Here is an 8,264-nt window from a genome sequence, read left to right on the forward strand (position 1 = left end):
GGGGGTTTTTAATTAATCAAAATCGCTTTTTTATTTAGCAATAAAAAGCTCAAAAAGAAGCATTTCTACACGAAAAATCCAGCTTCCTTATAGGCTCACCAGATGAGGTCATTCCACTTCGAAATTAGATAAGTACTTTTAATAGACGATGGAATGCAATTTCTTCTGGGCATTGAAATTGGACATTCATACAATAGTTTATTACGATTGAAGGATAGTGTATCCTCTTACTCCAAGCTAGAGCAGATTTACGATATGATCGTTATAAATAAGATAGTTATGCCATCAAATTTTTCTTTTATTGCTTTCTTAAGCATTGAGTTTTTATCCGAACTGGTTTTATTTATCCCTATAATGAATTGAAATGAGTCTACCTGGCAGTTAGGCAAGCCAGCCTTGGCAGCAGACAGGCTTTATTTCGAATTTCTTATGAAACCTCTTTAATTCTGTCCCAAAAAATCGGGATGGCTTATCGGCATTAAATCCGACACAATTTCAGAACAAGTTATTGAAATTTCATATTTCACAAAAGGCTCAATAATAATACAATTGGTATTACATCCATTTTTCCCGAGAAGTCTCCACATGATAAAGAAGATAGTTCATCAGTTGATGTGCCATATCTTCGGAAATATAGGGGATATTCATTTGTCCTGAAGCATTATTTACCCTTAAGGTGGCCAAGCCCCTTCTTTTTTGAAAGAAGGATTGCCTGAAATCAACAGATTGTGTTTTAAAAGATTCTGCTTGTTGCCACTCGGTATTAATGGCTCCTTTGCCCACAATCAATTGCGTTTTATTAAACTGAAAATAGCTTTTCCTGACCATCATCCGGCAGTATAGCCCAGATATAATTAACCATGCAACTCCAGCAATGAGCAATAAAGGTTCATGAAAATAGAATACGCTTGGGGCTATGGCAGGAATTACTCCTCTTTGAAGCCATAGCAAATTAAAGTATCTGGGATGTGAATAAATCTTTTCGCTATGGTCAGGCAAATCATCCTTAAATAATTCACCTCTAATACTTGAAATATGATGCTCAAGACAACCGGGAGCATCAGCCACTTGTTTTTGCTTGGTCTGTTTACTTACCGCTTGTTTAAAGCTAATTCTAAAAATACCAAATATCTTTTTTATGGGGCCGGTTTCCCAGTTGAGTTGCTGTATTTTATTGAATGGAAGTAAAACCTTACGCTTATCAATTAAACCAGTAGTAATTTTATAACTTTCTTGATGCTTGACCAATCTAAAATCGTAATATTTGATGACGGTGTATAGAAGTGTAGCGAGGACGGAGGCGAGTAGAGCAATAATAGTTAATCCAGCAAAAAACAAGATACTTGAGTTCGCTATAATGCTTTGAAAAGAATCAGAATAAGCATCGGTTTCTTCTTTGAATAAATCTTGAATCTGATCTACTATTTGAGAAGTAAAAACAAGAATAATTAATCCTGTTTTCAGATGGTTTTGGCTGATGCCTATTCGCAATAAATCTAAGGGACTTAGTTTTAGAATTTCTTTTTCTTCATTGTCATTAGAAATGGATTCAGAATCTTTTTCATTTGCTTTTTCCTTATGTGATTGCAAGAATTCAGTTAAATGCTCGGTATAAGCTCCACTTAAGGAATATATCTTTAATTCTTTTCCTACTGAGCCTGCGGTTTCTACCTCAAGGGAATGTACATTTAGTAGCCGCTGTAAGAGATTCTGATTTGTGTTCACGCTCTGTATACGATCCAATGGTATAGAAAGTACTTTCTTGCGGAGGTATCCTTTTTTAAGAATAAACTGATTCTCATCAATAAAAAAGTAGAAATTCAGGTAAAAAAGAATGGAGTGAACAAGTATTAATAGGATAATAATCCCTATGACCATAGGAATAGTTATAGATTCTGGTAGTCGATGCTTCTGAGCAAAGATAAGGATGAGCATAGGCCAGTAGGCTCGTAATTTAGCTTGAAGTTCAAAAGCGAAAACCGCTAAAAATCCTCGAGGTTCTTGTCGAGTGGGTTTTGTTAAATCAGGCTTAGTCATGCTGGTTTACTTTTGATAAGAGAAAGGATTCTATTTGAAGGGCTTTATCTGGCAATAGCCCAGGGATAGAAAGATCGCTCACACTACCTCCAGCTGTAAATACTTTAACCCTCGACAAACCAAAGCTCTTTTCCATCATATTCTGACTCACTTCTACATGTTGTATTCGATTAAATGGAATGGTGGTTAGTTTGTAAATCAGAAGTCCTCTACGGAATGATATATCTTGTTCTCGAAGCAAATATCCTTTTTTGGGAAAACCGAGAATGACGAGGACAAATCTCAAAATAAATATCAATACAAAGACAGAAGGTATGCCCATTGATACTAAGATTGGGATATCACCAGTTGAGAATTGGATACTCAGGAAAAAGATAGTCAGTGCTATAAATAATATAATGGCAGCGCCTATTTGGTTGATAAGTTTATACTTCTTTTCCAGAGCTTCAAATTCTTGAACTTCTATTGGAGCGAGTAGATCTGGTAATATCACTTGATTTGAGAATTCTTCGTTTGCATGCATATTCATTGGATTATTAGAACCTATTTTGAGGATGGTATTTATTAAAATTTGGTCCACCACCCATCAGGCACATTTATATAATTGCTTCCCAGTATAATGTCTATAACATCATCGTTGGGATTGGTAAATTTAGGCAAATATTATCTGTGACCAACAAAACCTATTCTTATTAAGAACAGAAGCTTAAAAAGACCTATTTTTATCGCGCAAAATCATTTAGCCATTTTAAAAATATTTTTATGAAAAAAATTATCATGTTATTCTTCGTTGTCAGCTTAGGTCTAGCTTCTTGCAATACAGAAAAACAGCAAACGACCAACAGCGACAATCCCTTCTTTTCGGAATTCGAGACTCCTTTTGAGGTTCCTCCATTCGATAAAATTGAAGCAGAGCATTATATGCCCGCCTTTTTAGAAGGAATGAAATTGGAAAAAGCAGAAGTTGAGGCTATTGTGAGTAATCCTGATGCACCAACTTTTGAGAATACCATAGTGGCTTATTCAAAAACAGGTGCTTTTTTAAGCAGAGTAAGTTCGGTATTTGGTGGTTTAAATGGAGCCAATACTACACCAGAATTACAGAGTTTAGCTAAGGAGCTTTCTCCTTTACGTTCGGCTCATGGTAATGAGATTAGGTTCAATCAAGAATTATTTGAGCGTATTAAAGTGGTATATGAGCAAAGAGAAAGCTTAAAATTAGATCCAGATCAATTATATATGCTAGAGAATATGTACGGTGGTTTTGTAAGAAACGGTGCTAATCTTCCTGCCGAAGAAAAAGCAAAGCTCTCCGAAATCAATACAAAGCTTTCTAGTTTGGCAGTACAGTTTGGTCAAAACCTAATGGGTGAGACCAATGCCTATCAACTTATTATTGAAGATGAAAAAGATTTAGATGGCTTGCCAGAAAGTGTTAAAGCTGCTGGTGCACAGGAAGCCAATCGTGTGGGTTTAGAAGGTAAGTGGGTGTTTACGACCCAAAGATCAAGTATGTATCCTTTCCTTACTTATGCTACTAACCGCGACTTAAGGCGTCAGATTTATACGGCTTACACCATGCGTGGTGATAATGATAACGAAAGAGACAATAAGGCAATCTCTGCTCAAATCACCAACCTAAGAGTGAAAAAAGCTAAGATTTTAGGTTTTGAAAGTCATGCCGACTTGATTCTATCTACACGCATGGCTAAAACATCCGAGCGTGTTTATGATTTATTAGACCAACTATGGTGGCCTTCATTAGAATTGGCTAAAAAGGAAATCGAAGATATGCAAGCCATTATCGATGCTGAAGGCGGAAACTTTAAATTGGAAGCTTCAGACTGGTGGTATTATGCTGAAAAAGTACGCGCTGATAAATATGCTTTCGAAGACAGCCAGATTCGTCCTTATTTCTCTCGCGAGAATGTGCAAAATGCTATTTTCTATGTGGCTGAACAATTATACGGGATTACTTTTACCGAAATTCAAGACATTCCAAAACCACATCCAGATGCTTTTGCCTATGAAGTAAAAGAAGCAGATGGAACCCATATCGGCGTTTTATACCAAGACTTTTATGCAAGACCAAGTAAGCGTGGTGGTGCTTGGTGTGGTGCATATAGAAGCTTTAAAATTGTTGATGGCGAAAAAATTACTCCAGTAATTACTTTTGTAACCAATGCACCTGCTCCAGTAGGAGATGCACCTTCTTTGTTTAGTATTGATGATGTAACAACTGTATTCCATGAATTTGGTCATGCTTTAGACGGATTGTTTTCCAATGTGAGATATCAATCAACTTATAGGGCTCGCGATTTCACCGAATTGCCTTCTCAACTTATGGAACATTGGGCAATGCATCCAGAAGTTTTAAAGGTATATGCTAAACATTACGAAACTGGAGAGACCATTCCCAATGAGTTGGTAGAGAAGATACAAAATGCAAGCCTTTTTAATCAAGGATTTATCACTGTTGAATTTGTTGCAGCTGCACTTATCGATATGGAATACCATTCTCTAACTGAAGAGCAAGATATTGATGTTAGAGCCTTTGAGAATGAATTCTTTGCAGAACGAAAACTCATACCTGAAATAGCTCCTCGTTACCGAACCACTTATTTCTCTCATATTGTTGGAGGATATTCTGCAGGCTATTATAGTTATTTATGGTCGGGTGTTTTAGACAACGATGCTTTTGAAGCTTTTGTTGAAACTAGTTTATTTGATAAGGAAACAGCAAAATCTTTCCGCGAAAACATTTTAGAGCCTAATGGTTTAGTCGATCCATTGGAAATGTATATCAATTTCCGTGGACGAGAAGCCGTTATTGAGCCTTTACTTAAAAGTAGAGGTTTATCTTCAAAGTAATATAGGTTTTTAGATATCATTCGGTAAAATCAATAAAAGGAAGAAGCACTGATGTGTTTCTTCCTTTTTTTCTTCTATTTTTACCGAGCTGGACAGATAGGTTTGGTCAGAATATCCGCTTTCGTTTGGTTTTTGATTAGAAGCAATCAATCTCACCCCACCCAGATAGTCTTAATATTCAGAAATTCCTTAATGCCATAATGGGACAGCTCTCTACCGAAACCAGATTTTTTTATTCCACCGAAAGGTAGACGAGGATCGGACTTGGTCATTCCGTTAACGAAAACCGCACCACTCTCCACTCGTCGGGCTAATTTCACTCCTCTTTCTTTATCATTGGTCCACAAGCTGGCTCCTAATCCAAATGCACTCTCATTAGCTATTATAATGGCCTCCTCCTCATTTTTTATAATATAAATGGAGAAAACAGGGCCAAAGGTTTCCTCATGATAGATGTTCATCTGAGGAGTCAGGTTTTTGATGATGGTGGGCTCAAAATAATTTCCAGGTCCACTTATGGCTTTTCCACCTTCGATAATTTCAGCGCCTTTATCCACAGCATCTTTTAATTGTATTTCGAGGTCGATGAGTAAATCGGGTCGGGCGAGTGGGCCGAGTTTGCAGTCTTTCTCCATGGGGTTTCCGATTTTCCAATTCTTAATCTCTTTTTGAATCAAGTCTAAAAACTGATCAGCTATAACTTCATGAAGAATAAATCGCTTAGCGGCGATGCAACTCTGACCATTATTTAATAATCTAGAGAATACACCCCAATAAGCGGCCTCCTCCAAATTGGCATCTTCTAATACGATAAAAGGATCAGATCCACCCAGTTCCAAAACCGATTTTTTTAATTCACTTCCTGATGTTCCGGCCACTTTGCTACCCGCATATTCACTTCCGGTTAAAGTAGTTGCTTTAATATGTGGATTTTTGATAATGGCTTCCACTTTGGAACTTCCAATCGCTAAATTTTTGAAAGTATTCTCAGGGAATCCAGCTTTTATAAAACAGCTTTCAATAGCTTCTGCACAGCCCATTACATTGCTGGCATGTTTTAATAAACCTACATTCCCGGCCATTAAAGCTGGAGCCGCAAATCTAAAGACTTGCCAAAAAGGGAAATTCCAAGGCATCACCGCTAATATCACTCCCATGGGTTCAAAACTCACAAAGCTTTCTTTGGTATCGGATTCGAGTATTTCATCCTTCAACATTTGCTCAGCTTCATTGGCGTAATACTCACATACCCAGGCTGACTTTCCCACTTCTCCCAAGCTTTCCATAATGGGTTTCCCCATTTCTAAGCTAATGATAGAAGCATATTCTTCTTGGTTTTTTCTCAATTCCTGTGCCAAAGCAAGCATGAGTTTAGAACGCTCTTCAAAAGTGGTTTTTTTCCACGAAATCCAAGCTTTTTGAACTTTATCAATATGTTGCCTTACTTGGTCTGTGCTAAGTTCTTGATATTCCTTTATTAAAGTGCCATTGCAAGGGTTAATACTTTTCATCTTTCTAAAATTTTAAATTGAAAAAAGGAGATATGGTCAAATTGTTTCCAAAATTACAGTTTCTTGTGGATTTTTTTAATAAAAACTGAAGGCTTCTAATTCGTTTAATAGCAGATTTTTAGCTCTCAAATTAATGAATGATATATTGAAATCCTATATTGGTTAATAAGAAAATGTTCAAAATAATTACTTTCTTAAATAATTTCATTACTTTAGCGACTTTAGAAAAAATCAAAAGCTAAAATCCCATCAATGAATAAAAGTCTACTTGAAAAGTCAGTGTCTACTAATGGTGTATCTAACGTAGAACTTAAGAAAATATTTCAAAAAAATGCCATCATTGAATACTTATATCACCTAGGGCCAACATCAAATCCAGATATTGCTCGCTTAACAAAGATGAGCTCGCCTACGATTACCAAGTTACTTCAGGAGCTGATAGATTTGGGTATTATCAAAGACATGGGGATAGGAGAATCTATCGGGGGAAGAAAACCCAATCTCTATGGAATTAATCCTAATGCACGCTATATCATTGGTATTGATGTGGATTGTAGAATGGTGAAATTAGGTGTTTTTAATCTGGATAATGAAGCCGTTTCAGAAATCGTCACCTACTTTGGTAATGTTAAAGATAAAAATGAAATGTTCACCGATCTTTTTAAAAGGTTGGACGAGCTTTTAGCATCGGCAAATCTTGATAGATCTTTATTCTTAGGTATCGGTGTTTCTATTCCTGGCTTAATTAATTCCAAGACAGGCCAAACCTATATGGATGTAAGGATCAATGGTAAATCAATCGTTGAATTATTTGAGAATCATTATCAATTACCAACCATTATCGATAGCGATAGCCGAGTGATGGCTATCGGAGAACAGGCTTTTGGTTTTGCAAAAGACAAGAAAGATGTTTTATGCTTAAATATCTGTGATGGAGTAGGTTTAGGGATGATCTTGAATGGGATTGTTTACCGCGGTAAGAGTGGTTTGGCTGGAGAATTTGGTCATATCAATGTGGTGAAGGATGGAAATCTTTGTACTTGTGGAAAGTATGGTTGCTTAGAAACAGTAGCATCCGGAGGAGCCATTATAGAACAAGCACAGCAGGGAATTAAAAAAGGCCAGGAAAGCTTGATAAAAGAACTAGTAAATGGCGATTTGGAAGAAATTCATGTTTCCGATGTGATTGAGGCGGTGAATAAAGGAGACTTATTTGCCATTGAAATCATTAATAAATTGGGCAATTTCTTAGGAGAAGCCTTAGCGAGTTTAGTACATATTTTCAATCCCGAAATGATTATCATAGGTGGTAAAGTTGCACTGGCTGAAGAATATCTCATCAATCCAATCCAAAATACTCTGAATAAATACACCATCAGTCATATTAAAAAAGATACTGAAGTAGTGACTTCTCTTCTTCAAGATAAAGTAAAACTACTAGGATCTGTAGCTATGGTAATGAATCAGGTATTTGATGAGAATGTAGAGGAGATGAAGTTTCTTTAATTTTTCTTTGTTCTTAATTGGTAAATTATTGGGTTTGTTTTTACTAGATTTTTCCAAAAAAAAGTACAAAAGGGGTGTAAGCCAATTAAATTCATGCTTATGGGTCGGCAAACAGAATAGTCTTCGTTATATCTTTATGTAGCCGACCTGAACTCTTATTGTATCCATATCCAAGGGCTTCGCCCGCACTATTCATATAGCGCCCCTTCAGGCATTAGCGTTAACTTAAGCAAAAAGCTCTTTCAATTTGTTGCTCAAAATTTAATCGATTTTTCCTTTTCTCATAAGTACAATACCTTGATAATTTAGCTAATGAGTCGCCTGGGATATTTGGGCTGT

At 36.4% G+C, this 8,264-nt stretch carries 5 protein-coding genes; 2 read left to right on the forward strand and 3 right to left on the reverse strand.

The genetic code is table 11. From position 1 onward, the window contains the following. Positions 1–555 precede the first annotated feature (555 nt). On the reverse strand, positions 556–2,037 hold the full coding sequence (locus tag HNS40_RS13925; protein ID WP_172281839.1) for a PH domain-containing protein: 1,482 nt from the start codon (positions 2,035–2,037) through the stop codon (positions 556–558). Further along, complete coding sequence (locus HNS40_RS23740) at positions 2,030–2,617, reverse strand: PH domain-containing protein (protein ID WP_172281841.1); 588 nt, start codon at positions 2,615–2,617, stop codon at positions 2,030–2,032. The genes HNS40_RS13925 and HNS40_RS23740 overlap by 8 nt, the downstream gene beginning before the upstream one ends. 182 nt (positions 2,618–2,799) lie before the next feature. Here HNS40_RS23740 and HNS40_RS13935 point away from each other — a divergent pair, with 182 nt between their 5' ends. After that, complete coding sequence (locus tag HNS40_RS13935) at positions 2,800–4,908, forward strand: M3 family metallopeptidase (protein ID WP_172281843.1); 2,109 nt, start codon at positions 2,800–2,802, stop codon at positions 4,906–4,908. A 152-nt stretch (positions 4,909–5,060) separates the two neighbouring features. Here the strand turns inward: HNS40_RS13935 and HNS40_RS13940 are convergent, their stop codons facing one another. Then, positions 5,061–6,419 carry an NAD-dependent succinate-semialdehyde dehydrogenase gene (locus HNS40_RS13940; RefSeq protein WP_172281845.1) on the reverse strand — a complete coding sequence of 453 codons (1,359 nt, stop codon included), beginning with the start codon at positions 6,417–6,419 and terminating at the stop codon, positions 5,061–5,063. A 252-nt stretch (positions 6,420–6,671) separates the two neighbouring features. Between HNS40_RS13940 and HNS40_RS13945 the strand changes: the two genes are divergently transcribed. Continuing rightward, positions 6,672–7,925, forward strand: a complete 1,254-nt coding sequence (locus HNS40_RS13945) for an ROK family transcriptional regulator (RefSeq protein ID WP_172281847.1) — start codon at positions 6,672–6,674, stop codon at positions 7,923–7,925. Positions 7,926–8,264 lie beyond the last annotated feature (339 nt).

Origin of the sequence: Lentimicrobium sp. S6, assembly GCF_013166635.1 — a bacterium.
Taxonomy (GTDB): domain Bacteria; phylum Bacteroidota; class Bacteroidia; order Bacteroidales; family UBA12170; genus UBA12170.